Here is a 23886-nt window from a genome sequence, read left to right as displayed (position 1 = left end):
CGCGGTGCCGGCCGGCACCGCGCCTCCCGTCCGTCAGCTGGTCACCGCACCCGCCGTCCGGACGCTGGTCACGCGTGTCCGGCGAGCGCCTCGGCGGTCTCCTCCGCCACCTCGGCCGGAGCGTGGTGCGAACGGTCACGGACGAAGACCGCGGCGAGCACCCCGATCACGATCGCGACGACCGCCGCGACCACGAAGGCGGTGTGCATCCCGCCGAGGAACGCGTCCCGCGCGGTCGCCGACGCCGCGGCACCGAGCCCGCTCGGCACGATGCCCTGGGCCAGCCCCTGGCGCGCGGCGACGTCGAGCCCGAGGCCCGCGGTGCCGGACAGGACCCCGGCGCTGACGACGGCCGACAGGACCGACGTGCCGAGGGCACCGCCGAGCTGCAGCGACGTCGCCTGGAACCCGCCGGCGACCCCGGCGAGCTGGACGGGTGCGCCGCCCACGACGGCCTCGGCACCCGCGGTCATCGTGAAACCGGACCCGAGCGCGAAGACGACGAACGGGATCGCCATGCCGATGTACGGCGAGTCCTCGGTGGTCGCAGTCAGGGCGAGCAGGGCGATGCCGACGAGCAGCAGCCCGAGCGTCAGGGTCCGCCGCACACCGAACCGGCTCACCAGCGCGGCCCCGATCGGCGACGCGATGATCGAGACGCCGCTGAGGGGCAGCTGCATCAGACCGGCCTCGACCCCGGTCACGCCGCGCAGGTTGAGCATGTAGAGCGACAGGAAGAACGTCACGCCCAGCATCGCGAAGAAGTTCGCGCCGACGCCGAGACCGCCGATCGACAGCGACGACGAGCGGAACAGCGACATGGGGAGCAGCGGGTCGGTGACGCGGAGCTCGACGACGACGAACACGACGAGCAGGACGACACCGGCGGCGAGCACCCCGAGGGTCAGCGGGCTCCCCCAACCCCACGACTCGGACTGCACGACGGCGAGCACGATACCGAACAGCCCCGCGGCGAGGAGCACCACGCCGGCGACGTCGAAGCGGCCCCGGTGCGGAGCGGTCGACTCGCGGAGGACGAGCCCGCCGATGACGAGGCCGATCACCGCGATCGGGGCGTTCACGAAGAACACCGACTCCCAGCCGGCGCTCGCGACGAGGATGCCGGCGACGATCGGTCCGGCGGCGATGGCGACGGACGAGGCGCCGCCCCACACGCCGACGGCGACGCCGAACTTCTCGCGGGGGAAGGTCGCACGGAGGAGCGCGAGGGTCTGCGGCATCAGCAGTGCGGCGCTGAGGCCCTGCACGGCACGGAACGTGATCACGCCCGACGCCGTGCCGACCAGGCCGATGGCGACCGAGGACAGCGCGAACGCGACGACGCCGATGAGGTACATCCGCCGACGGCCGAAGCGGTCCCCGAGCTTTCCGCCGAGGATGAGGAACACGGCGAGCGCGAGCAGGTACGCATTGGTGATCCACTGCAGCTCGGTGAACGAGGTGCCGAGGTCGGCGGCGATGGCCGGGTTCGCGATGGAGACGACCGTCGCGTCGAGGCCGACCATGAACAAGCCGAAGCAGACGGCGACGAGGGTGGCGACCGGGTTGCCGCGGAGTCGTCCACGGCGGGTCTCGGGCATGGCTGTGGACAAGGGGGCTCCTTCGGTGGGCACGGATCGCGCTCCGGCGGCAGGGCCGCACGGCGAGAGGCACGAGGGTGCGAACCAGAGGACGCGTGGGCGACACCGCGTGGCGGTGCACGAGCCGGCGTCGTTCCCGCGCGACGACCGGCCCCCTTGGTTCTGAATTCATAACTATAACACCCACCGGGCCCGCTCGCGACGGCGTGCGCCGTCAGCGGCCGGTCAGGACTCGGCGCCGCCCTGTTCGACGATGTCGGCCGCGGGGTCGATCGACGCGCGGACCACCGCGTCGAGTGCTGCGACGATCTGCTCCAGCTCGAGCGACGGGCCGTCACCGGCGATGTCCGGCGTCGCGGGGACGTGCACGAAGCCGGCGCGGAAGCCCTCACGCTCGGCGAAGGACATCAGCTCGTAGAACACCTGGTTGCAGGTGAAGGTCCCCGCGGTGTTCGACACGGCCGCGGGGACACCTGCAGCCAGCACATCCCGCACGATCCGCTTGATCGGCAGGCCGGAGAAGGCAGCGGGAGCACCGCACGGGTCGATCGGTTCGTCGATCGGCTGCGCCCCGGCGTTGTCCGGGATCCGGGCGTCCATCACGTTGATCGCGACGCGCTCGGGCGTGACAGCGGAGCGTCCGGCAGCGAGGCCCGTCGCGACGACGACGGTCGGGCGGTGCTTCGCGATGAGGGCGGCGAGACGAGCCCGCTCCTCGGCGAACACGACGGGGAGCTGCTCGACGACGAGGGTCGCCGGGCCGTCCCACGCCGCCGCGAGCTGCTGCGCAGCGTCCCACGACGGGTTCCGCGCGTCACCGCTGAAGGGCTCGAAGGCGGTCAGCAGGACGGTCGGTTCAGTCGTGTCGGCCACGGCTCAATACTACGAACGCGACGGCCGGGAGGCGCGTGGCGGGCCCGCCACGCGCCTCCCGTTCGTCCGATGGTCACCATCGCGACCCGCTGCCAGCGACGCCAGCAGGCGCAGCTTCTCCGCGCTGTCGCCGTCCACCTCCGGGTGGTAGACCACCAGCACCAGCCCGTCGACGGGCAGCTTCTCGCGGTGCATCCGCATCGTGCCCACGGACGGGTGGTGGACGACGGCCGAGTTCCCCGAGAGCTCCCGGACGTCCTGGCGCGCCCAGAGGGTCCGGAACCGCGCGCTCGCCAACGACAGCTCCCCCACCAGCTCGATCGCACGGACGTCCGTGACGTCGTCGCCGACCAGGTGCCGGAAGGACGCGACCGCGTCCGCCGTCGCCCGCTCCCACTCCGACTGGAACGCGCGCTCCTCGGGGTCGAGCAGGAGCGACCGGAGGCGGTTGTGCCCCGGTGCGAGCCGCGGTGAGAACGCCCGGGCGATCGCGTTCGACGCGAGGACGTCGAAGTGGCGTCCCTCGATGAACGCCGGGACCTCGAGCGTCGCGAGGAGCTGGTGCAGGCGCGCGGGCACCCGTTCCACCGTCCGGTTGCGTCGGGCGCGGGGACGGTGGTCACCGAGACCGAGCAGGTACTCCTTCTCGACGTCGTCGAGCTGGAGCACGCCCGCGAGCGACTCGAGCACCTGTGGCGACGGGTGGTCGTCCCGACCGCGTTCGAGGCGCATGTAGTAGTCGAGACTGATCCCGGCCAGCAGGGCGACCTCCTCGCGCCGGAGCCCGGGGACCCGCCGGTTCGGGCCGGACGGGAGGCCGACCCGCTCCGGGGTGACGAGCCCCCGACGGGCGATCAGGTACTCGCCGAGCCGGTTCGCCGCGGGTGGTCGCTCCATGCGGCTCACGCTACTGCTCGACGCCCGCGGCGTGAGGTGCCCTGCCACACCCCCGGATCACCGAGGTCCTTCCTGCCCGGAGCGACCGGAAGCACCATCGTGGTGCACCGTCCACCACACAGAACCAGGAACCTGACATGGACATCTCCCACCGCACCGTCCTCGTCGTCGGCGGCACGTCCGGCATCGGCCGCGGCCTGGCCCGTCGCTTCGCGGACGCCGGCTCCACGGTCGTCGTCGGCGGCCGCGACACCAGCCGGGTCGACGACCTCGAGACCGTCACGATCGACGTCACCGACCCCGACTCGGTCCTCCGCGCGCGGGACTCGGTCCTCGCCGGCCACCCCGACCTCGACCTCGTCGTGACGATGTCGGGCGTGATGCTCCTCGAGGACCTCCGCGACCCGGCGCACTTCGCGCAGGCAGCGACCACGATCGACACGAACCTCCTCGGCACGATCCGCGTGCTCGACGCCTTCACGCCGCACCTCATCGCGCAGGGCCACGGCGACTTCCTCACGGTCACGTCCGGCATCGCCTTCACGCCCTTCCCGCTGATGGCGACGTACGGCGCATCGAAGGCCGCGGTGCACGCCTACAGCGAGTCGCTCCGCGCCCACCTCGCCGGCACCGGCGTCGGCGTCACCGAGCTCGTCCCGCCCGCCGTCGCCACGGCCGGCCAGGAGCAGGTGAACCCCAACGCCCTGCCGCTCGACGCGTTCCTCGACGAGGTCATCGGGCTGCTGACGCGCACGCCGACGCCGCACGAGATCGTCGTCGAACGGGCGCAGCCACTCCGCTGGGCCGAGCGGGACGGCCACTACGCCGAACTGCTCGAGCAGCGGTCCCAGCCGCTGAGCACCCTCCCCGGCCGCTGACCCGGGATCAGGCGCCGGCGCCGCCGTCGACCGGCACCATCGCGCCCGTGACCATCGAGGCCCGGTCGCTCAGCAGCCAGGCCGCCACCTCGGCCACCTCGCTCGGCTCCGCCATGCGTCCGAGCGGGACGGTCGCGTTGATCTGCGCGGTGATCCCCGGCGTCGCCGCCTCCCACGCGTCGATCATCTCGGTGGCCGTGCCGCCCGGGGTGATCCCGTTCACCCGGATGCCGTCGGCCGCCCAGGTCACGGCCGCGGTCTCGGTGATGCTGTTGAGCGCCCGCTTCATCGCGCCGTAGGCAGGCAGTGCCGGGTTCGCGCGGCGGCTCCCGATGCTCGAGGTGTTCACGATCGCACCGGCTCCGGAGCGACGCATCAGTTCGGCCTCGGCGGTCATGGCGACCCAGTGGCCACGGAAGTTGACGGCGAACTGGGTGTCGATGTCCTCGTCCGTGGTGGTGTCGAGCGGTCCGGGCTGCTGGATCGCAGCACCGTTGTTGAACGCCACGTCGAGTCGTCCGTGCAGTTCGTCGACCCGTGCCACGGCGGCGCGGATGCTCGCGGGGTCCGCCAGGTCGAGGGCGACCGCGTCGGCCGTCCCGCCCGCTGCGCGGACGTCGGCGACGACCGCGTCGAGTGCGTCGGCGCTCCGTGCGGCCAGCACGACGGCGGCACCCTCGCGGGCGAAGAGCCGGGCTGCGGCGGCACCGATACCGCGGCTGGCGCCGGTGATGAAGGCGACCTTGCCGGAGAGCAGGCCGATGGGGGTGGAGGGGTTCTCGTTCGTCATGCCGCCAGCGTCGCCGGTGTCCGGGGATGCGATCCAGGTACACCCGGTACCAGGATCCGGGTGCGCGGAAGGCGCAGACTCGGGGCATGGACAAGCAGGAGCTCGCCGCGTTCCTCCGCACCCGACGCGAACGCGTACGACCGGAGGACGTCGGTCTGCCGTCGGGTCCGCGGCGCCGGACCCCGGGCCTCCGGCGCGAGGAGGTGGCGGTCCTCGCGCACATCTCCACCGAGTACTACGTGCGACTCGAACAGGGCCGGGCGCCCCGACCGTCCGCCGAGGTGCTCGCCGGCGTCGCCGGGGCGCTCCGGCTGAGCGGGGCCGAGTCGGAGCACCTGCACCTCCTCGCCGGCACGGCACCGCTGCACGACGGCACGCTGCGGCGGGACGTCCGACCGAGCATCCTCGCCGTCATCGACCGGCTGCCCCAGACCGCGGCGATCGTGCTCTCCGCCGCGTTCGAGGTCCTCGCGTGGAACGACCTCGCGGCAGCGCTGATGGAGGACTTCGCCCTGCAGGACGGCGACGGACGGAACCTCGCCCGGCGGGCGTTCCCGACTTCCGGGTCCGCACCGGAGGAGCCGCCGTACGGGATCTCGGACGGCGCGGAGTTCCAGCGACACGTGGTCATGCAGCTCCGCTCCACGCTCGCCCGGTACCCGTCGGACCCGACCGTGGTGGGGCTGGTGGACGACCTCCGGACGGGCAACGACACGTTCGCCCGGCTCTGGGAACGGCACGACGTCCAGCCGGCACGCGTGCTCACGAAGACCTTCCGGCACCCGGAGGTCGGTCCGGTCACGGTCGACTGCGACAGCCTGGCGCTGACCGACCAGGACCAGTTCCTCGTGCTCTACACGGCGCCGCCCGGATCACCGGACGCGGACGCCCTCGCGCTCCTCGGCGTCCTCGGAGCGGAGCGCCCGCGGGTCCGCTGACCGTGTCGGTGCGTCGAGTGCGTCGGCGCCGCGTCAGTCCTCGACGTCGAAGACGACGACGCGCGCGCTCGCCGCACCGATGAACTCGGCGACCGGCCGGTGCTCCGGGTGCGGCAGGTACCCGGCGAGCGCCTCGCGGTCGCGGAAGCGGACGACGAGCATCCAGTCGAACCCGCCCTCCAGTCCCTCGGTGCTCATGCTGGTCCCGGAGCGGACCGACTCGACGCCGTCGACCCGGCCGAGGTGCTGACCCACGAGCGCATCGGCTTCTGCGGACCGGTCCGTCTGCGGTTCCCACTCCACCAGGACCACGTGCGTCACGCCTGCCATGTACTGCTCCCGTCATCGTCCGGACCGCCGTCGGCCCGGAACCGATCGTGCCACCGCCGCGTGTCCGAGGTGCTCAGACACCCACACTGGGTCCGGGCAAGGAGCTGCGGATCGCGGCAGGACCGACGCGACCCCACGACGGCCTGGAGGCGCGTGGCGGACCCGCCACGCGCCTCCAGGCCGTCAGCCGTTCCGTCTAGAACGCGGGCGTCCCGCCCGCGACGGTGACGGTCGAACCGGACTGGTAGCTCGACTCCGGGCTGACAAGGTGCACGTACGCGGCAGCGAGCTCGGCGGGCTGCCCCGGGCGACCGAACGGCGAGGACTCACCGAAGTGCGACACCGTCTCGGCGTCGTCGGAACCCGGCTGCAGCGGCGTCCACACCGGTCCCGGCGCGACCGAGTTGACGCGGATGCCCTTCGGCGCGAGCTGCTGGGCGACGGCTTCGGTGAAGAGCTTGATCGCCCCCTTCGAGACGGCGTAGTCGATCTTGTCCGGCGACGGCGTCGAGGCCTGGATGGACCCGGTCGTGACGATCGTCGAACCGGGCTCCATGTGCGGCACGGCGGCCTTCGTCAGCCAGAACAGCGAGTAGATGTTCGTCTTGAACGTGGAGTCGAACATCGCGGTGTCGAGGGTGAGGATGTCTTCGTTGCTGTCCATCCGGCCGGCGACCATGACGAGGGTGTCGAGCCCGCCGAACTCGTCCACGGCCCGCTGCACGAGCTCCCCGCAGTACTGCTCGTCGGAGATGTCCCCGGGGACGAGCACGACACGGCGTCCCTCGCCCTCGAACAGGTCGCGCACCTGCTCGGCGTCCTCCTGCTCGTCGGGCAGGTAGGAGAGGACGAGGTCGGCGCCCTCACGGGAGAGGGCGATGGCGGCGGCACGGCCGATGCCGGAGTCCGCGCCGGTGACGATCCCGCGGTAGCCCGTCAGCCGTTCCCTGCCGACGTAGCTCTGCTCGCCGTGGTCGGGTTCCGGGTCCATCTTCCACGCGGCTCCGGGCAGGGACTGCTCCTGCTTCGGGAACGGTGGCTTCGGGTAGAGGGTGTTCGGGTCGCGCTTCTCGTACTGGCTCATGGGCCCACAGTGCTCGCGGACCGCTCCCGACCGGCTCAGGCCGACTGCGCGGACCGGACACCCGAGGTCTGCTGCAAACCGGCAGGAGAACTGCTCCGAATGTGCTGTGGGCGTCATCAGCGCCCGATCCGGTGCAGGGGCACCGGACCCGTCGAGAGAGAGGTCGCACCATGACCAGCAACGCAGCCACCAACCGGATCGGGTACGGCTCGACCTGGACCCAGAAGGGCGCCTTCGTCTTCGGCGTCGTGTTCCTCCTCGTCGGCATCGCCGGCTTCGTCCCCGGCCTGACGATGGACATGGGCACGATGTCCGTGGCCGGCCACGGTTCGATGGCGATGCTCGTCGGCCTGTTCCAGGTGTCCGTCCTGCACAACATCGTGCACCTGCTGTTCGGCGTCGTCGGACTGCTCGCCGCCCGCAGCGCCCGCGGAGCACGGCTCTACCTGGTCGTCGGCGGCATCGTCTACGCGGTCCTGTTCGTCTACGGCCTGTTCACCGCGGGCATGGCCGACCCGGCGAACTTCGTCCCGCTGAACAGCGCCGACAACGTCCTGCACCTCGTGCTCGCCGTCGCGATGATCGTGCTCGGGCTGCTGCTGCCGCGCGTCGGAGCACGTCGGGCATAGCGTCCGCGGCGCTCCAGGGCGCACAGCCCGTACGAGCCGAGCCGGCCCGAACCACGAGATCAGGTGGTTCGGACCGGCTCTGGTCGTGTGCGCGGACCGAGGACGTCCGGCACGAGGAGAGCGTTCACCGAACGGCGCTCGTCCACCCGCGTCGTTTCGCGTTGGCGGCCACGGCGTCCGCCAGCTCGCGTGCGAACGACTCGGACACGCCGTGTGCTGCTTGGGAGAACGCATCCGCGACCGCGGACGTGATGCGGCGGTAGCGGTCGGTCGCTTCGTCGGACGTGATGTCGAAGGACCGCGCCAGGTCGCGGAACTGTGGCTCGCCGATCGCGTCGAAGCGGTACTCGCCGCCGATCGACATGGCTCCGCGGAGCGCCGAGCCGTCGGCAGACGGGTAGGCGGCGTGCGACCCGAGGTCGTACAGCGGCGCGAGGCCGACTGACCGGCCGTCGAGGACGAGCGAGTAGTTCTTGGCGTGCGCATCGGTACCGAGCATCGCCACGGTGAGCACGAGCGCGTCGAAGAACTGTCGCTGCGCCGCTCTTCGTTCGTCAGGCTCCCCGATGGACCGCCGGAGGAGCGCGGCGACCTGCTTCGCGGACGGACCCCCTTCCTCCTGGTACTTCCGCGCCGGGTACACGGACAAGGCCTGACAGGTGTCCTCCTGGTGCAGGCGGTGCCAGGTGCCGTCGTCAGCCCGCACCCGGTCGTAGCGCCTGCTGACGAAGACGCGCTCCCCCGTCGAAGTACGAAGGAGTTCGTGGTCCGCGACTGAGAAACCGAGGAGTCGCGCCGCTTCCATCGAGACGAACTCGTTCACGTCGTGGTCCGGCATCGTCGCCACGACCGGCTTCAGGATGTGCGTCGTCGGCGTCGAGTCGTGCGGGACACCCCACGTCCCGTCGTCGAACCGGAACAGCGCGACCTTGCTCTGGGCACCTGCGAGCGACCAACGACCACCGTTCTTCGTCCCGCCCCATGTCCCCGGGTTGCGAGCGAGGTCGCGCAGCATCGTCGAGAGGTCGTGGTCGGTCAGCCGCTGCACGTCCCCCCGTCGGACTGCGCTGTCCGTCGATGCTTCCCCCGGAGGAAGCAGCTGCACCGCGCCGGCCGCATCACGACCGATGCGTTCGAGCAACCGGAACGGGTTCTCGGTGACCTGGAACTCGGTGGCGAGCTCCCGCAGCCGTCCGGGGCTGTCCGGCAGGAGCCCGGCGAGCCACGGCCCCGCAACCCCCGCTCTCCACCCACTCCGGCTGGTTCGCATGGACAACGACAACGGTGTGGCCGTCGGAAGAGATCGGTACCCGTCGTCGTAGGTGAAGGTGGTGTTGCCAGCGGCGCTCATCTCGAACGCGCCGACCAGCACGCCGTCAAGGAAGGCTCGCAGCTCACTCATCAGGCTCATCTCGCACTTCGAGTACCACACCGAGCACGGTCAGCGCGTCGAACGCGAGCCGGAGTTGCGCCGAGCCCTTGCCGCTCTCGAACTCGTTGACCCACCGCCGACTCACGCCCATTCGTTGCGCCAGGTCCCCTTGGGACCAGCCGCGCGCCGTCCGGCGCTCGTGGACCAGATCACCGAGCACCAGCGCACTGTCGACGACCATCGGCACCCCTTTTGTAAGCGAACGGTTACAGTCTAGTGCTGTAACCGATCGCTTACAACTGCGGCCTGTAACCGCTCGCTTACAAAGGAAAAGGTGTCATCGATCGTTGACGACCGCACCGCCGAGCACGAGGTCCCGCACCTGGGCAGCCGCCCCGAGCGCGACGGCGTCGGACCCGAGCGTCGACTGCGCCAGGCGGATCGGCGCACCCGACACCGGGGGTTCGAGCGCGATGGCGGCGGTGATGGCGGGCTCGAGCAGGTCCCACGACCGGGCGATCCCGCCGCCGATGACGACGGTGGTCACGTCGAGGATCCCCGCCGTCAGCAGGGCAGCCCGAGCGAGCCCCCACCCGGCCGACTCGAAGACCGCGGCCGCGTCGGTGTCCCCTGCCCGCGCCGCTTCGGCGATCTCGCGCACGGACGCCCGACGGCCGGACCGTTCGGCGTAGCGGTCGGCGATGCCCCGGGCACCCGCGATGGTCTCGAGGTGGCCGATCTGCCCGCACGTGCAGAGCGCGTCGCCGAAGCCCGGGACGTGCCCGATCTCCCCCGCCGCACCCCGCGGCCCGGCGAAGAGGGCCCCGCCGAGGACGAACGCTCCGCCGACGCCGGTCCCGAGGGTCATGCCGAGCACGTCGGACTCCCCCGCGACGGCGCCGGTCGCGACCTCGCCGAGCAGGAACGCGTTCACGTCGTTGTCGAGCGTCGCGGGCACGCCGAGTGCCGCGGTGAACGAGTCGGTGACGCCGTGACCGGCCCAGCCGGTGAACGAGTTGCCCGTGACGAGGACCGTCCCCGTGGCCCGGTCGACGACGCCGGCCGCGCCCACCCCGACCCCCGTCAAGGAGGCGCGGTGCCGGTCGAGCAGGTCCGTCACCGCCTCGACGGCTGCCGCCACGATCGCGGCGCCGCCGGCGTGGGCGGGCGTCGGCAGGTCGATCCGGTCGACGACGTCGAGCGTCGGTGTCGCGAGGATGACCTTCGTGTTCGTCCCGCCGACGTCGACACCCGCGACGACGGCACGGCCCCCGTCGGCGATCACGCGGTCACCGCCGCGAGGGTCGCGAGCCGCTCGGCCCGGCGCTGCCGTTGCACGATCGGGTCGGGGACCGGCACCGCGGCGAGCAACCGCCGGGTGTAGTCGGTGGTGGGGTGCAGGAGCGTGGTGCCGGTGGTCCCCTGCTCCTCGACGACGCCCTGGCGCATCACGACGACCCGCTCGGCGAACTGCTGCACGACGGCGAGGTCGTGCGAGACGAACAGGCAGGCGAACCCGAGCTCGCCCTGCAGTTCACCGAGCACCTCGAGGACGGTCTCCTGCACGCTGACGTCGAGCGCGCTGGTCGGTTCGTCGGCGACGAGCAGCCGTGGGGAGAGCACGAGCGCCCGGGCGAGCGAGACCCGCTGGCGCTGGCCGCCCGAGAGCTCCCGGGGTGCTCGGGACGCCAGCGTCCGGGGCAGCCGGACCGCGTCGAGCACCTCGTCGATGCGACGTCGGCGGTCGGCCGAGGACATCCCCCGACGGTGCACGGCGAGCGGTTCCGCGATGCACTCGGCGACCGACATCCGGGCGTCGAGCGAGGCGACCGGGTCCTGCAGCACGACGCCGATCCCGGATCGGAGCGCTCGGCGGTCACGGCCCTTCGCGGTGCGGAGGTCGGACCCGAACAGGTGCACGCTGCCCGAGGTCGGCTTGACGAGGCCGAGTGCGACCCGTGCCGCCGTCGACTTGCCGGAACCGGACTCGCCGACCAGGCCGACCGTCTCGCCGGCGTGGACGGCGATGTCGATGCCCCGCAGGGCGTGCACCGCGCGCGCCCCGCGCCCGAACGTCACCGAGACGTCCCGCAGGTCGACCACCGGGGCCGCGTCGCGCCTCCCGGCTGCGTCGTCCGGAGTCGTGCCGACGGGACCAGCCGCGGTGCCCGCGACCACGGGTGCAGCCGGGGTGCCCGCGACCACGGGTGCAGCCGTCGTGCCCGCGACGGCCAACCGCGGCACCGCCGCGAGCAGCCGCTTCGTGTAGTCGTGCTCGGGCCGGAGCAGCACGTCCTCGACGCCCCCGGTCTCGACGATCTCACCCTGCAGCATCACCGCGACCCGGTCGGCGAAGTCCGCGACGACGCCCATGTTGTGCGTGACGAGCAGGACGCCCGTGCCGGTGTCGGCGGCGAGCTTCCGCAGGAGCTCGAGGATCTCGGCCTGCACGGTGACGTCGAGGGCGGTCGTCGGCTCGTCCGCGATGAGGAGTGCCGGGGAGTTGGCGATGGCCATGGCGATGACGACGCGCTGGCGCTGCCCGCCCGAGAGCTGGAACGGGAAGGCCTTCGCGCGGGACTCGGGCGACGGGATGCCGACCTTGTCGAGCAGCTCCACGGCGAGCGCTGACGCTGCCGACGCGGAGACGCCCCGGTGGTTCCGGATCACCTCGGCGATCTGCGCACCGACACGGGTGAGCGGGTCGAGGGCGGTGGCGGGCTCCTGGAAGACCATCGAGACGGTCTTGCCGCGGAGGCCGCGCAGCGAGTCCTCGCCGGCGCCGACGACCTCGTGGCCGTCGACGATCGCGCTGCCGGTGGCGGTGGCGTTGCCGGAGAGGAGCCCCATCGCGGCGAGCGCGACCGTGGACTTGCCGGAGCCCGACTCGCCGACGAGCGCCAGGGTCTCCCCGGGTTCGACGTGCAGGGACACCCCGCGGACCGCGTCGACGGTCCCGGACTCGGTGCGGAAGGTGACCCCGAGGTCGGTGGTGGTCAGGATGGACATCAGCGGCCCCTCACGTCGAATGCGTCCCGGAGCCCGTCACCCACGGCGTTGAACGCGCAGACGACGAGGATCACGGCGAGACCCGGCGGCACGATCAGCCACCAGCGTCCCGAGTAGGCGGCGGTGAGTCCCGCCGAGAGCATGCCACCCCAGTCCGTCGCCGGTGCCTGTACGCCGAGGCCGAGGTAGGAGACGTAGGCGACGAGGAGGATCGCGTCGGCGACCTGGAACGTGGCGGCGACGACGATCGTGGACACCGAGTTCGGCAGCAGGTGCTTGCCGATGGCACGGGCGTGCGAGCCGCCGATCGCGCGGAGGGTGAGCACGTAGTCGCGGTTCTTCAGCGTCAGCGTCTCGGCGCGGATGAGGCGGGAGGGCACGAGCCACGACACGAAGCCGAGGATCACGATGAGGCCCCACACCCCGGGCGTCGTGATCGCCGAGATGACGAGCAGGATGAAGAGGGCCGGGATCGCGATGCCCGCGTCGACCACGCGCATCATCACCGCGTCGACCCAGCCGCCGACGTACCCGGCGACCGAGCCCCACAGCGTGCCGACGACCGTGGCGAGGATGCCCGCCGCGATGCCGACCATCAGCGAGACCTTGCCGCCGAACATCAGGCGACCGAGCACGTCGTGGCCGACGGCGTCGGTGCCGAGCCAGTGCGCGGCGCTCGGCCCGAGGTTCGCCTGGGACAGCTGCGTGTGGGTCTGGTCGGTCGGGTAGAGGAACGGGCCGACGAAGCAGAACAGCACGATGACGACGATGACGACGAGGCCGATCACCGCGAGGGTGTTGTGCCGGAAGCGGCGGACGGCGAGTCTCCACCCGGTCGACGCGACGACGACGGGTGCGCCGGGCGCTTCCGGAGCCAGTTGCACGGCGCTCATGCGCGGACTCCCTTCACGTCGCGAGTGGACGCAGTGTCGATGACGGACGTGACGGTCGTCATGCGCGGCCTGCTTTCACTCGGGGATCGATCACGGACTGCGCGACGTCGGCGAGCAGTGTGCCGACGACCGTCGCGATCGAGATGACGAGGACGCAGCCGAGCAGGGTCGGGTAGTCCGACGTCTGCGCCGCGTTCCAGAACAGCAGTCCCATGCCGGGGTAGTTGAACAGCTGCTCGGTGACGAGCGCGCCGCCGAACAGCACCGGCAGGTAGTACCCGAGCATCGCGACCACCGGGGTGAGCGAGTTCCGGAACACGTGTCGCCGCAGGATCGTCACGGTCGAGGCTCCGCCGGCGCGGGCGGTGCGCACGTAGTCCTCGTGGAGGTTCTCGAGCGTCGAGGCGCGCATGTACCGGCTGAACACGGCGATCATCGCGAGCGCACCGGTGACGACGGGGAGCACCAGCCCGGCCGGGTCCTGGAACACCTCGGCGAGCGTGTTGCCGCTCGGGGCCTGGGACGGCAGCCACGGCAGCTGCTGACTGAACACGATGATGAGGACGAGGCCGAGGAAGAACGCCGGCGTCGAGTAGAAGACGAACGCGAGGGCGGTGGCGGTGTAGTCGACCGCGCCGTTGCGGCGGACCGCCTGCCACATGCCGACCGGGATCGCGATGACGAGGCCGAGCACGGCGGACATCCCGGTGAGGACGAGGGTCTTCGGCAGGCGCTCGGCTATGAGCTGCGAGACCGGCTCGTTGAGCGTGTAGGAGGTGCCGAGGTCACCGGTGAGCAGGCGTCCGAGGAACCGGAGGTACTGCACGGGGAGCGCCTGGTCGAGCCCCTGCGCCTGGTTGAACGCGGTGATCTGCGCGGGCGTCGCGGAGACCCCGAGGACGCCGCGGGCGGGACCGCCCGGCAGGGCGTGCAGCAGGCAGAACACGACGATCGTGACGATGAGGATCACCGCGAGCGCCTGCAGGACGCGCCTGGTGAGGTAGAAGACTGTGGTCATGCGGCTTCCGATGGTCGGGGTGGAGACGTGGGAGGGACTGGAGGCGCGGTGCGCGTGGGACGCGCGCCGCGCCTCCAGTCCGTGGTCACGTGGCTACTTGCTCCACTTCCACTGGGCCGGGTGGAAGTTGGCGAGCGAGTCCTGGTCGAACCCGGTCAGACCCTTCTTGACGACCGAGATCTGGTAGTCCGGGCTCGGCAGCCAGATCACCGGCAGGTCCTTCGCGACCGCGGCGCTGTAGTCCTGCACCGCGCTGGCGTCGGGCGAGGTGGTCGTCGCGTCGATGAGCGCGTCCACCTGCTTGTTCGAGTAGCTGCCGAAGTTCGCCGAACCGCCGGTCGAGAAGAGCGACTCACCGGTCGGGTAGGCCGGGAAGTACCAGCTGCCCGCGGTGCCGAAGAACGACAGGTCCCACTTGCAGCTGTCCTCGTCGGCGGTGCAGGTCGGGGTCTGCGAGAGGACGCTCGACACCGGTGCGGTCTTGATGGTGAAGCCGATGCCGGTCTTCTGGAGCGAGGACTGGATGGCGCTCATCATGTTGTCGGTGACGGTCGAGCCGGACTGCGAGAGGACCTGCATGGTGAACTTCGTGCCCTTGTCGACGCCCTCGCCGCACTGGCTGCTCGAGGTGCCCGGGTCGGTGCAGACCATCGTGCCGCCCTGCTCGGTCCAGCCGTGGCTGGTGAGGAGGCCCTTGGCCTTCGAGGTGCTGAACGGGTACGGGTTCGACTTCTGCACGTCGGAGACGTAGTCGGACTCCTGCGCCTGCGGGATGGGCCCGTAGGTCGAGGTGGCGGTGCCGTTGAAGACGACCTTCGACAGGCTCTTCTGGTCGATCGACATCTGGACGGCCTGGCGGGCGTACAGCTGCTTGAAGACGGCGCCCATGGTGGGGTTGTTGAAGTTGTACGGCATGTACGTGATCGCCCAGCCGGTCCACGGCTCGACGTCGTAGCCCTTCGAGGTGAAGGACGACTTCTGGTCCATGTCGGTGGCGTTGATGTAGCCGTAGTCGACCTCGCCGGAGCGGACCGCGTTGACCTCGGCGTCGGCCGTGGTGAACGGCAGCAGGTTGACCGTCTTGATCGAGGGCTTCTCGCCGCCGTCGTACTTCGTGTTGGCCGTCAGCGTGACCTTGCCGGCCGTGGTGAACGACTTGACGCCGTACGGGCCGGAGATCGTCTTCCACAGGTCGTCGCTCGCGTAGTCCGAGATCTTGCCGGCCGCGGTGTTGAGGTACTTCCACACCTGCTTGGCACCCGAGGCGGTCTCGTCGGCGTCGGACACCTTCGCGCTCGCGCTGGTCTTGTCCCACGTGTGCTGGGGCAGCGGGATGATGTGGCTCAGCTGGTTGGCGAGCATCCAGTCGGAGTTGTACGCCTTGTCGAACGTGATCGTGAAGTGCGTGTCGTCGACGGTCTTGAACGAGGTCCAGTTGTCCGGCGCCTTGCCCTCGGAGTAGGAGCCCCACTGGTCCTTGTTCGCCTTGATCAGGTTGAACCAGAACTCGACGTCGCGACTCGTGATCGGCTTGCCGTCCGACCAGTGCCGGTCCCCGAGGGTCACCGTGGCGCTCTTCGAGTCGGCGGCGAAGGAGACGTCCGTGGCGACCGACCCGTCCTTGTTCCACGCGATCTTGCCGGTGGAGCCGTCGTACGCGATCAGCGGCTCGTACAGCGACTGCGCGATGGAGCCGTTGTTCGTGTTGAGGTGGGCCGCGGTGCCGATCGGGAGGATCCAGTTCGGCGTGAAGTTGGCGGGCAGCGCGTAGTTGATCTCGTCGGACGATCCCTGCGAGGCGTTGCCGCCTCCGGAACAGCCGGCGAGCAGGGCGCTCACGGCGAGCGCCGCTCCGGTGAGGAGCGCCCAGCGACGGGGCTTGGACATGCGGTGTCTCCTTGCGGTCACGCCGGTTCGGCGTCGGGGGTTCGGGGAGGTGGAGCACGTGCGCCTCGCGGCACGAGGACAGTCAAGGACCAAAGCGATTGGAAAAACAAACATCTCGATGTAAAAACTGCGTTACTGCGGAACGGACGAAAGGGTCGACCGCCGGTTCTGCCCCGTAGGCTCGCCGCAGATCGGGTCCCCCGGTCGCCTTCCGCCCGGATTGGAGAAAGTTGTGCCGGACCTCAGTGCCCGAGTCCTGGAACTCGTCGCCTCCGGGCAGGCGGCCAGCCGGACCGAGATCGCAGCCCTGCTCGGTGCCGCGCCCTCGACCGTCTCCCACGTCGTCTCGCAGCTCCTGTCCCACGGACTGCTCGCCGAGGAGGGCACCGACGTCTCCACCGGCGGACGCCCCCGCAAGGTGCTCCGGATCGGCGGCGTCGACGAGTACGCGGTCGCCGCCGACGTCGGTGGCGGTCACGCACGGATCGGCATCGTGCTGCCTGGAGGCGCGCTCGAGTCCGTCGCGAACGTCCCGTTCGCGCTCTCCGACGGTCCGACCGCGGGGCTCGGCCGCCTGGCCGCGCTGCTCGAGCGGCTCGCCGACGAGCGTGGTCGCGACGGCCTCCGCGGGGTCGGGCTGAGCCTGCCCGGTCCCGTCGACGTCGAGGCCGGCGTCGTCGACCTGCCGAGCCGGATGCCGGGGTGGAACGGGTTCCCGGTCGCGTCCTGGCTCTCCGAGCGGTTCGGACTGCCGGCGATCGTCGACAACGACGCGAACTGCATGGCTGCGGGTGAGCAGACCGTGCACGACCCGGGTCGACGGCAGACCATCACCATCAAGGCCGGTTCCGCCATCGGTGCCGGGATCGTCATCGACGGCCGGCTCTACCGCGGCTCCACGGGTGCGGCCGGGGACATCACGCACGTCCGGATCGACGCCGCCGGGGACACCCCGTGCTCGTGCGGGAACACCGGGTGCCTCGAGACCGTGGCGTCCGGCGCCGCCCTCGTCCGGATCCTGTCCACCGCCGGGGTCGACGTCTCCTCCACCGCCGACGTGGTGCGCCTCGCGCTCGACGCGCACCCCGAGACGACCCGTGCGGTGCGGATGGCCGGGCGGTACCTCGGCGAGGTCCTCGCCGCCAACGTGAACTTCTTCAACCCGGATGCCGTGTACCTCGGCGGCATCCTGTCCACCCTCGACCCGTTCATCGCCGCCGTGCGGAGCCAGCTGTACGAGAGCTGCCACCCGCTCATGACGCAGCACCTCGCCATCGAGCCGGTGTCGCTCGGCGCCGACGCGGGTCTGGTCGGGGCCGGGCAGTTCGCCCTGCAGCGGGGCCTCGCCGCCTCGCTCGAGGAGCTGTCCGCGCCGATCCCGCAGTCCACCACCAGGAACAGGAGCGTCCGTGTCTGACACCGTGCCCGCCACCCCCGCCGTCCGCCGCCCGGTCATCGCGATCGCCGGGCTCGCCATCGAGACGTCGACGTTCACGCCGACCCGGACCCTCGCCGCGGCGTTCCACCCGGACCGCGGCGACGAGGTCGTCGCCCGGTACGACTTCCTCGGGCCACTGTCGGAGCGCGCGGACTTCCGTGGGGCGCTCATCGGGCACGCGCTGCCCGGCGGGGTCGTCGCCCGGGACGCGTACGAGTCGCTGGCGTCGGAGATCGTGGCGAGGCTGCGCGACCTGGGTCCGGTGGACGGGCTCTGGTACGACATCCACGGCGCCATGGTGGTCGAGGGGCTCGACGACGCCGAAGCCGACCTGCTCGGGCGCATCCGCGCGGTCGTCGGTCCGGACGTCATCGTGTCGGCGTCGATGGACCTGCACGGCAACGTGACCGCGGAGCTCGCCCACCAGGTCGACCTCGTCACCTGCTACCGGATGGCACCGCACGAGGACGCCCTCGAGACGAAGGAGCGCGCCGTCCGGAACCTGGTCGACGTGCTCACCACCCGCCCCGTCGGCTCGCAGCGACCGGTGAAGGCCTGGGTCCCGATCCCCGTGCTGCTGCCCGGCGAGCAGACCTCCACCCGCATCGAGCCGGCAGCGTCCCTGTACGCCCAGGTACCCGCGGTGGAAGCGACCGAGGGTGTCCTCGACGCCGCGATCTGGGTCGGGTACGCCTGGGCGGACCAGCCGCGCGACCGTGCCGTCACGGTCGTGACCGGATGGGACGCCGCCGCGGTCGCCGCCGGGGCCGAACGGCTGGCGCAGGCGTTCTGGGACGTCCGCGAGGACTTCGTGTTCGTCGCACCCACCGGCTCCTTCGACGAGTGCCTCGCCGCCGCGCTCGCCTCCGGCGCTCGGAAGCCGTACTTCATCTCCGACTCCGGCGACAACCCGACGGCCGGCGGCTCGGGCGACATGACGTGGGGCCTCACCCAGGTGCTCGCCCGCCCCGAGTTCCAGGACCCGACCGGCCCGGTCGTCATCTACGCCAGCGTGCCCGGTGCCGCAGCCGTCGCCGCCGCCGTCGACGCCGGGGTCGGAGCGACCGTCACCGTGACGGCCGGAGCCTCCGTCGATGCCGTCCACGCCGGCCCGATCACCATGACCGGACGGGTGCACGCGATCAAGCACGGCGACCGCGATGCCGAGACCGAGGTCGTGCTGCAGGTCGGCAGCGTGTTCGCGATCCTCACGGAGCTCCGGAAGCCGTACCACCACGAGCACGACTTCACCGACCTCGACCTCACCCCGAGGGAGGCCGACGTGGTGATCGTCAAGATCGGATACCTCGAGCCCGAGCTCTTCGACATGTCCGCCGACTGGATGCTCGCGCTCACCCCGGGCGGTGTCGACCAGGACCTCGAGCGCCTCGGGCACCACCGGATCGAGCGGCCGATGTTCCCCTACGATCGAGTGTTCCCCGAAGCCCCGGACCTGACCGCCAGGATCATCCCGGCCTCGGACCAGCCACTCGGAGTCGTTCGATGACCGTTGCCCTCGAAATCGCCGTCACCTCGCCCGCCGGCGCGATCGTCGCTCGTGACGGCGGGGCCGACCGCGTCGAACTCTGCGTCGGCCTCGAGCTCGGCGGGCTCACCCCGTCGCAGGCCCTCGTCGAGTCGACCCACGAGACCGGGATCCCCGCGCACGCCCTCGTCCGCTGCCGCCCGGGCGGGTTCGTGCACGACCGTGACGAAGTCGAGCTCATGGTGCGCGAGGTCCGCACGGTCCTCCGCTCCGGCGCCGCCGGCGTCGTGGTCGGAGCACTGCGTCCGGACGGCACGCTCGACGAGGACTCCCTCCGCCGCTTCGTGGACGCCGCCCGCTCGGTCAGCCCCACCGTCGAGGTCACCCTGCACCGGGCGATCGACCACGCGGCGGACCCGGTCGCAGCCGCGGCGACGCTCGAGGGCCTCGGGTTCACCCGTGTCCTGACCTCCGGCGCTGCGCCGACGGCAGGCGCCGGTGCCGCCACCATCGCCCGCATGGTCGCCGCGGCCGGGCCGGTGCAGGTCATGGCCGGCGCCGGGGTCACCCCCGCGGACCTCCCGGCGCTCATCGCCACCGGGGTGGCCGCCGTGCACCTCTCGGCGAAGCGTCCCGCCCCGGACAGCGCGCACGCGGGCGTCCCGATGGGTGGTGCCGACGACGGTTCGGCGCACTTCGTCACCGACGCCGAGGTCGTCACCGCCGCACGGCACGCCCTCGACGCCTGACCCACCCCCTTCCCGGGGTGTCTCACTCGACGGGGTGGGACACCTCGTACCGGAACACCCGGTGCACCTCGTCCGGGCCGATCGGCCCGCCCGGCAGCGGATGCCGCACTCCGTCGGCGCGCAGCCCGTCGAGGACGATCCCGACCTGCCGTCCGATGATCCGGTCGGCGTCGTCCGGCGGCAGGTTCGAGTAGCTGCCGATCCGGAACGCCGCGAACGTGACGTCGTTCGCGTTCGCGTCCGGACGGAGCATCCCCTCGGCCTGTGCGGCGACGATCAGCGCGTCGAGCTGGTCGGCCCAGCGTGCGCTGAACTGCTGGTCGTCGTCGAGCGCCACCATCTTCCGGTTGAGCCGCGGGATCGCGGGGTGCTCCTGCAGGACGTCGATGATCGCGGTGACGAGGGCCACCACGCCGTCCCACGCCGTCGGTTGTGCGGCGACCGCGGCCTCGACCCTGCCGAACTCCGCGACGAGGCGACCGTGGAGCGCCCGGATCACGTCGTCGATGCTCGGGAACCGTCGGTAGAGCGTCGCCGTCCCGACGTTCGCCAGGTGCGCGAGCTGCGCCATGGTGGGGTCGGCGTCGTGCACCGCGTAGTGTCGTTCGGCTGCGGCGAGGATGGCATCGCGGCTCCGACGCACCTCCACTCGCTCGGCGCGGACACGCTCGGCAGCACACATGAGAGAACCCTAATCGTCCGGATTAAGTGGTCGCTTGACTCCACATAACGATTTCCCTAGGTTCGAGGGAGCGTCTGAGAGGCGCGCGCGCCGGCCTGCACCCTAGGCAGACCGACCGCAGTGCGGTGATGCCGCCGAACCCGAACGGCGGCATCACCCGCACGACCCGCAACGCCTCGGTCGTCGCGCGGGAATGGCTCCGCGGTCCCGACGCTTGTGCAGCGCATGACCTCGTCAGCAGAGCGCCGCGGGTGGCTCAGCGTCACGTCCGTCGCACTCGGATCGTTCGTCCTCGTCCTGTCCGAGTTCCTCCCGATCGGGCTCCTCCCGGCGATCGCCTCCGATCTCGACGTCGGGATCGGCACCGCCGGCCTGATGGTGGTCGCCACCGGCCTCGTCGGAGCCGTCGCCGCCCCCGTCGTCACCGTGCTCACGTCGCGGGTCGACCGCCGGGTCGTCCTGGTCTCCCTGACCGTGCTGCTCGTCGTCGCCGACGGTCTCGCCGCCATCGCCCCGTCGTTCGGGGTCCTGCTCGTCGCGCGGATGCTCCTCGGGGTCGGCATCGGCGGTTTCTGGGCCATCGGCGCCGGGATCGCGGGCCGCCTCGTCCGGTCCGACGCCGTGATCCGCGCCACGTCCCTCATCACCGCGGGTGTCTCCGTCGCGACCGTCGTGAGCCTGCCGCTCGGCGCACTCGTCTCGTCCCTGGCGACCTGGCGTCTCGCGTTCGTCATCGGCGGCGCACTCGGTCTCGTCGCGCTCGGCCTGCAGCTCGCCATGCTCCCGAAGATCCCCGCGCTGCAGCAGGTGCGGTTCGCCACGCTCGGCTCGCTGCTGCGCGTGCCGCGTGCCCGCGTCGGCCTCATCGCCGCGGCGTTCCTGTTCGCCGCGCAGTTCGCCGCCTACACCTACATCGCGCCGTACCTGCAGGACCTCGTCGGGGTCAGCCCGGACACCATCACGGTCGCGCTCCTGGTGTTCGGCATCGCGGGCATCGTCGGCAACTTCGCCGCCGGCTTCACCCTCGGCCGGAGCGTTCTCGGCACCATCGGGTCGGCGAAGTTCGTCCTGGCCGGAGCCGTCGTCCTGCTCCCGCTCCTCGCGCACTCGGTGGTCGGGGTGTTCATCGTGCTCGTCGTGTGGGGTCTGGTCTGGGGCGCGCTGCCGCTCGGGATGCAGACCTGGATGTCCACGGCGTCGCCGAGCGGCTCGGAGACCGGGCTCGCCCTGTTCGTCACCACCATCCAGCTCGCGATCGCCGCGGGATCGGTGCTCGGCGGTGCCGCGGTGTCGTCCTTCGGGCTGGCGGCCGACTTCTGGCTCTCCGGTGCGGTCGCCGTGGTCGGCGCGGTCGTGCTGGTGTCGATGGGGCTGCGCCGGTCGAACGCCGCGCCGACCGGCGAGCCCGTCGCGGTCGAGACGCCGTCGACCGGTTCCGTCGCGGTCGCCTGCCCCTGACGACGAACCGGCCGTCGGCGGTCGCCGCGGATGGCCCCGGCGCCGCTGGCAGGAAGGTCAGCGCCCCGCCGCCGCGTGGTTCGCGACCTGCGTCGCCGACAGCACCGTGCTGTACACGGCTGCGTACCGCATCGACCCCGTGAAGGCGAAGTTCGACGGCTGCCCCGGCCACCCGGAGACGGTGTCGTACCCGATGCGGAAGTAGCCGGTGTACGGCTCCGGCGCGGTGTACGCCGTGTTCGAGGCGACGAGGACCCCGTCGGCGTACAGGCGCATCCCGGTGCCGGCGGACATGGTCGCGACCACGTGGTGCCAGGCGCCGTCCGTGTAGGCCTTCGGCGAGGTCACCACCTGGGTCGTCCCGTTGTAGGTGCCGAACACGAGCTGGCCGCCGGTGTTGATGTACACCTGCCGGTCGTGCTGCCCCGAGGCCTGCACCTGGTTGCTCCCGAAGCCGATGAGCATGCCGCCCGCGACCGTGGTCCTGAACCAGACCTCTTCACTGAAGGTGGTGGGGTTCGCGGACGACCTCGGCGTGGACACGAAGCTCGTCGAGCCGTTCAGGACGTAGGAGCTCCCGGCGTCGCGGGGGCAGGCGTTCGGGCTCGGGGTCGTGGCCGCCATGGAGCCCTGGTAGGTGCCGTTCGCGCCCTTGCCGGACCAGTCCGTGGCCGTCGAGGCGTTCGAGGCTTCGGTCAGCCGGTACGCGAAGAGGGCGTTCGCAGTGTCGGCCCCGACGGCTGCGGTGCACGTGAAGTACGGGGCGGTGGCAGCGGTGTTGCCGGAGTTCGTGACGACCGCACTGAACGCGGAGCGGGTCGGCGAGAAGGCGTTCAGGAGCACGACGACCACGAGGCCGAGGACCAGGACGACGGCGGCGAGGCGGCCGTTGCGGAGGTGCAGCAGGTTCACGAGGCGCGCACCGCTTCGACGCGGCCGACGGCCAGGCAGAGGACGAGCGGGATGAGACAGGCGGCGACGAGGAGCGCCCAGCCGACCGGGCCGAGGTCGATGCTCGAGGCCAGCTGGTAGTGCCCGTTCTTCGTGAGCTCGTGGATGACCATGTGCCCGACCTGCCCGTCGACGAGGTGCACGCTCTCGGCGCCGGGCGCCTGGACCCGGACGGGGAACATGCCGGACGACACGATGGTGGCGTCGACGCCGGTCGGGCTCGCGGTGTTCGTGATGGTCGTCACGTTGACGAACGGCTTGAGGATGAACGCGGCGTAGGAGACGGTGAGCGCACCGCCCGCGATGCGGAGCGAGCTGCGGGTGACCCGGTCAGTGAAGACGCTGGTGAGCGTCCAGATGACGAGGGTGCCGATGAGGAGGAGCGGGGCAGCGCGGAACAGCCAGCCCAGGTTCGGGACGAGGAGCGCCGGCGTGCCGATGACATTCTCCTGGGTGAGCGTCCACGGGTCGGTCGCGCCGTTGATGTCGCCCCGGGTGTGCAGCCCGCCGTCGGCGTCGACGTCGATGATGCGGTGCGTGTAGACGACGCCCGGGTTCGCGTCGGTCTCGAAGGACACGACGTCGCCGACGTGCAGTGTCGACACGTCGACGGGGAGGTCGAGGACGAGCGTGCCGACGGGGGCGGTTTCGCCCATGGACGGGGTCTCGACGACGAACCAGCGGCCGCCGGCGGAGAGGAACAGGACGGCGGCGGCGAGGAGGACGGCGGCGACCAGGGCGACCGACCAGGCGAGGACGATCTCGAAGCGGGTGGCGGTGTGGCCGCCGAGCAGGGGGCGGTCGAGGGTGCCGCTCAGCGGGATGGCTGCTGTCTGGCTCATCGGCTGCTCCGCTCTGCTCGGTGGTCGGGACGTACGGGGGGAAGTGCGGGGTGGGGCGGGGGTGGCGACGCTCGGCCGGAA

23 protein-coding genes are annotated in these 23886 nt (G+C 71.4%); 7 read left to right on the top strand and 16 right to left on the bottom strand.

Annotated features, from left to right (window positions below):
- Positions 1–68: 68 nt before the first annotated feature.
- The 3 genes from BLT36_RS04285 to BLT36_RS04275 form a co-directional block, all read right to left on the bottom strand.
- The gene (locus tag BLT36_RS04285; RefSeq protein WP_217638257.1) at positions 69–1613 is read right to left on the bottom strand and encodes an MFS transporter; all 1545 of its coding nucleotides are present in this window, start codon (positions 1611–1613) and stop codon (positions 69–71) included.
- 213 nt (positions 1614–1826) lie between these two features.
- Positions 1827–2474 carry a pyroglutamyl-peptidase I gene (gene pcp, locus BLT36_RS04280; RefSeq protein ID WP_092092217.1) on the bottom strand — a complete coding sequence of 216 codons (648 nt, stop codon included), beginning with the start codon at positions 2472–2474 and terminating at the stop codon, positions 1827–1829.
- Positions 2475–2483: 9 nt separating this feature from the next.
- On the bottom strand, positions 2484–3371 hold the full coding sequence (locus BLT36_RS04275) for a helix-turn-helix domain-containing protein (protein ID WP_092092215.1): 888 nt from the start codon (positions 3369–3371) through the stop codon (positions 2484–2486).
- Positions 3372–3508: 137 nt separating this feature from the next.
- On the opposite strand from BLT36_RS04275, the gene BLT36_RS04270 reads away from it, so the two are divergent.
- The gene (locus BLT36_RS04270) at positions 3509–4249 is read left to right on the top strand and encodes an SDR family oxidoreductase (protein WP_092092213.1); all 741 of its coding nucleotides are present in this window, start codon (positions 3509–3511) and stop codon (positions 4247–4249) included.
- 7 nt (positions 4250–4256) lie between these two features.
- Here BLT36_RS04270 and BLT36_RS04265 read toward each other — a convergent pair whose 3' ends face one another.
- Positions 4257–5039: an SDR family NAD(P)-dependent oxidoreductase gene (locus BLT36_RS04265; protein ID WP_092092211.1), complete on the bottom strand. Its 783-nt coding sequence runs from the start codon at positions 5037–5039 to the stop codon at positions 4257–4259.
- An 86-nt stretch (positions 5040–5125) separates the two neighbouring features.
- On the opposite strand from BLT36_RS04265, the gene BLT36_RS04260 reads away from it, so the two are divergent.
- Positions 5126–5977: a helix-turn-helix transcriptional regulator gene (locus BLT36_RS04260; protein WP_092092209.1), complete on the top strand. Its 852-nt coding sequence runs from the start codon at positions 5126–5128 to the stop codon at positions 5975–5977.
- A gap of 33 nt (positions 5978–6010) precedes the next feature.
- On the opposite strand, the gene BLT36_RS04255 is transcribed toward BLT36_RS04260, so the two are convergent.
- Both BLT36_RS04255 and BLT36_RS04250 read right to left on the bottom strand, forming a co-directional pair.
- On the bottom strand, positions 6011–6307 hold the full coding sequence (locus tag BLT36_RS04255) for a Dabb family protein (protein WP_092092207.1): 297 nt from the start codon (positions 6305–6307) through the stop codon (positions 6011–6013).
- Positions 6308–6503: 196 nt separating this feature from the next.
- Positions 6504–7391, bottom strand: a complete 888-nt coding sequence (locus BLT36_RS04250; protein WP_092092205.1) for an SDR family oxidoreductase — start codon at positions 7389–7391, stop codon at positions 6504–6506.
- 170 nt (positions 7392–7561) lie between these two features.
- Here BLT36_RS04250 and BLT36_RS04245 point away from each other — a divergent pair, with 170 nt between their 5' ends.
- Complete coding sequence (locus BLT36_RS04245) at positions 7562–8020, top strand: DUF4383 domain-containing protein (protein ID WP_092092203.1); 459 nt, start codon at positions 7562–7564, stop codon at positions 8018–8020.
- Between the two features lie 124 nt (positions 8021–8144).
- Here BLT36_RS04245 and BLT36_RS04240 read toward each other — a convergent pair whose 3' ends face one another.
- The 7 genes from BLT36_RS04240 to BLT36_RS04210 all read right to left on the bottom strand — a co-directional run bounded on the left by BLT36_RS04240 (position 8145) and on the right by BLT36_RS04210 (position 16199).
- Positions 8145–9422 carry a type II toxin-antitoxin system HipA family toxin gene (locus tag BLT36_RS04240; protein WP_175529479.1) on the bottom strand — a complete coding sequence of 426 codons (1278 nt, stop codon included), beginning with the start codon at positions 9420–9422 and terminating at the stop codon, positions 8145–8147.
- Positions 9415–9633 (bottom strand): helix-turn-helix domain-containing protein, encoded by a 219-nt coding sequence (locus BLT36_RS04235; RefSeq protein ID WP_092092199.1) that lies wholly within the window; start codon positions 9631–9633, stop codon positions 9415–9417. Before BLT36_RS04235 ends, BLT36_RS04240 begins: the two co-directional genes overlap by 8 nt.
- Before the next feature lie 96 nt (positions 9634–9729).
- Positions 9730–10677 carry an ROK family protein gene (locus BLT36_RS04230; RefSeq protein WP_254787325.1) on the bottom strand — a complete coding sequence of 316 codons (948 nt, stop codon included), beginning with the start codon at positions 10675–10677 and terminating at the stop codon, positions 9730–9732.
- Positions 10674–12401 carry a dipeptide ABC transporter ATP-binding protein gene (locus tag BLT36_RS04225; protein ID WP_092092197.1) on the bottom strand — a complete coding sequence of 576 codons (1728 nt, stop codon included), beginning with the start codon at positions 12399–12401 and terminating at the stop codon, positions 10674–10676. Before BLT36_RS04225 ends, BLT36_RS04230 begins: the two co-directional genes overlap by 4 nt.
- On the bottom strand, positions 12401–13294 hold the full coding sequence (locus BLT36_RS04220) for an ABC transporter permease (protein WP_092092195.1): 894 nt from the start codon (positions 13292–13294) through the stop codon (positions 12401–12403). Before BLT36_RS04220 ends, BLT36_RS04225 begins: the two co-directional genes overlap by 1 nt.
- A gap of 58 nt (positions 13295–13352) precedes the next feature.
- Entirely contained in the window at positions 13353–14312 is a 960-nt protein-coding gene (locus tag BLT36_RS04215; RefSeq protein ID WP_092092193.1) for an ABC transporter permease, read from the bottom strand.
- 93 nt (positions 14313–14405) lie between these two features.
- Entirely contained in the window at positions 14406–16199 is a 1794-nt protein-coding gene (locus BLT36_RS04210; RefSeq protein ID WP_092092191.1) for a peptide ABC transporter substrate-binding protein, read from the bottom strand.
- A 232-nt stretch (positions 16200–16431) separates the two neighbouring features.
- Between BLT36_RS04210 and BLT36_RS04205 the strand changes: the two genes are divergently transcribed.
- The 3 genes from BLT36_RS04205 to BLT36_RS04195 are packed head-to-tail and all read left to right on the top strand — an operon-like array spanning position 16432 to position 19872.
- Positions 16432–17616, top strand: coding sequence for an ROK family protein (locus tag BLT36_RS04205; protein ID WP_092092189.1), 1185 nt, complete (start codon positions 16432–16434; stop codon positions 17614–17616).
- Entirely contained in the window at positions 17609–19144 is a 1536-nt protein-coding gene (locus BLT36_RS04200; protein ID WP_217638256.1) for a M81 family metallopeptidase, read from the top strand. Before BLT36_RS04205 ends, BLT36_RS04200 begins: the two co-directional genes overlap by 8 nt.
- Positions 19141–19872 carry a copper homeostasis protein CutC gene (locus BLT36_RS04195; protein ID WP_092092187.1) on the top strand — a complete coding sequence of 244 codons (732 nt, stop codon included), beginning with the start codon at positions 19141–19143 and terminating at the stop codon, positions 19870–19872. The genes BLT36_RS04200 and BLT36_RS04195 overlap by 4 nt, the downstream gene beginning before the upstream one ends.
- A 22-nt stretch (positions 19873–19894) precedes the next feature.
- On the opposite strand, the gene BLT36_RS04190 is transcribed toward BLT36_RS04195, so the two are convergent.
- Positions 19895–20554, bottom strand: coding sequence for a TetR/AcrR family transcriptional regulator (locus BLT36_RS04190; protein WP_092092185.1), 660 nt, complete (start codon positions 20552–20554; stop codon positions 19895–19897).
- Between the two features lie 225 nt (positions 20555–20779).
- Here BLT36_RS04190 and BLT36_RS04185 point away from each other — a divergent pair, with 225 nt between their 5' ends.
- A complete protein-coding gene (locus BLT36_RS04185; RefSeq protein ID WP_092092183.1) occupies positions 20780–22012 on the top strand; it encodes an MFS transporter in 1233 nt (410 codons plus the stop codon).
- A gap of 57 nt (positions 22013–22069) precedes the next feature.
- Here BLT36_RS04185 and BLT36_RS04180 read toward each other — a convergent pair whose 3' ends face one another.
- Both BLT36_RS04180 and BLT36_RS04175 read right to left on the bottom strand, forming a co-directional pair.
- Positions 22070–22924 (bottom strand): LamG domain-containing protein, encoded by an 855-nt coding sequence (locus BLT36_RS04180; RefSeq protein ID WP_092092181.1) that lies wholly within the window; start codon positions 22922–22924, stop codon positions 22070–22072.
- Positions 22921–23805 carry a S26 family signal peptidase gene (locus tag BLT36_RS04175; protein WP_092092179.1) on the bottom strand — a complete coding sequence of 295 codons (885 nt, stop codon included), beginning with the start codon at positions 23803–23805 and terminating at the stop codon, positions 22921–22923. The genes BLT36_RS04180 and BLT36_RS04175 overlap by 4 nt, the downstream gene beginning before the upstream one ends.
- Between the last annotated feature and the right edge of the window lie 81 nt (positions 23806–23886).

It is taken from the genome of Curtobacterium sp. UNCCL20 (assembly GCF_900101675.1).
GTDB lineage: Bacteria > Actinomycetota > Actinomycetes > Actinomycetales > Microbacteriaceae > Curtobacterium.
Note: the sequence above shows the minus strand (reverse complement) of the source record. Positions and strands in the feature narration are given on the sequence as shown.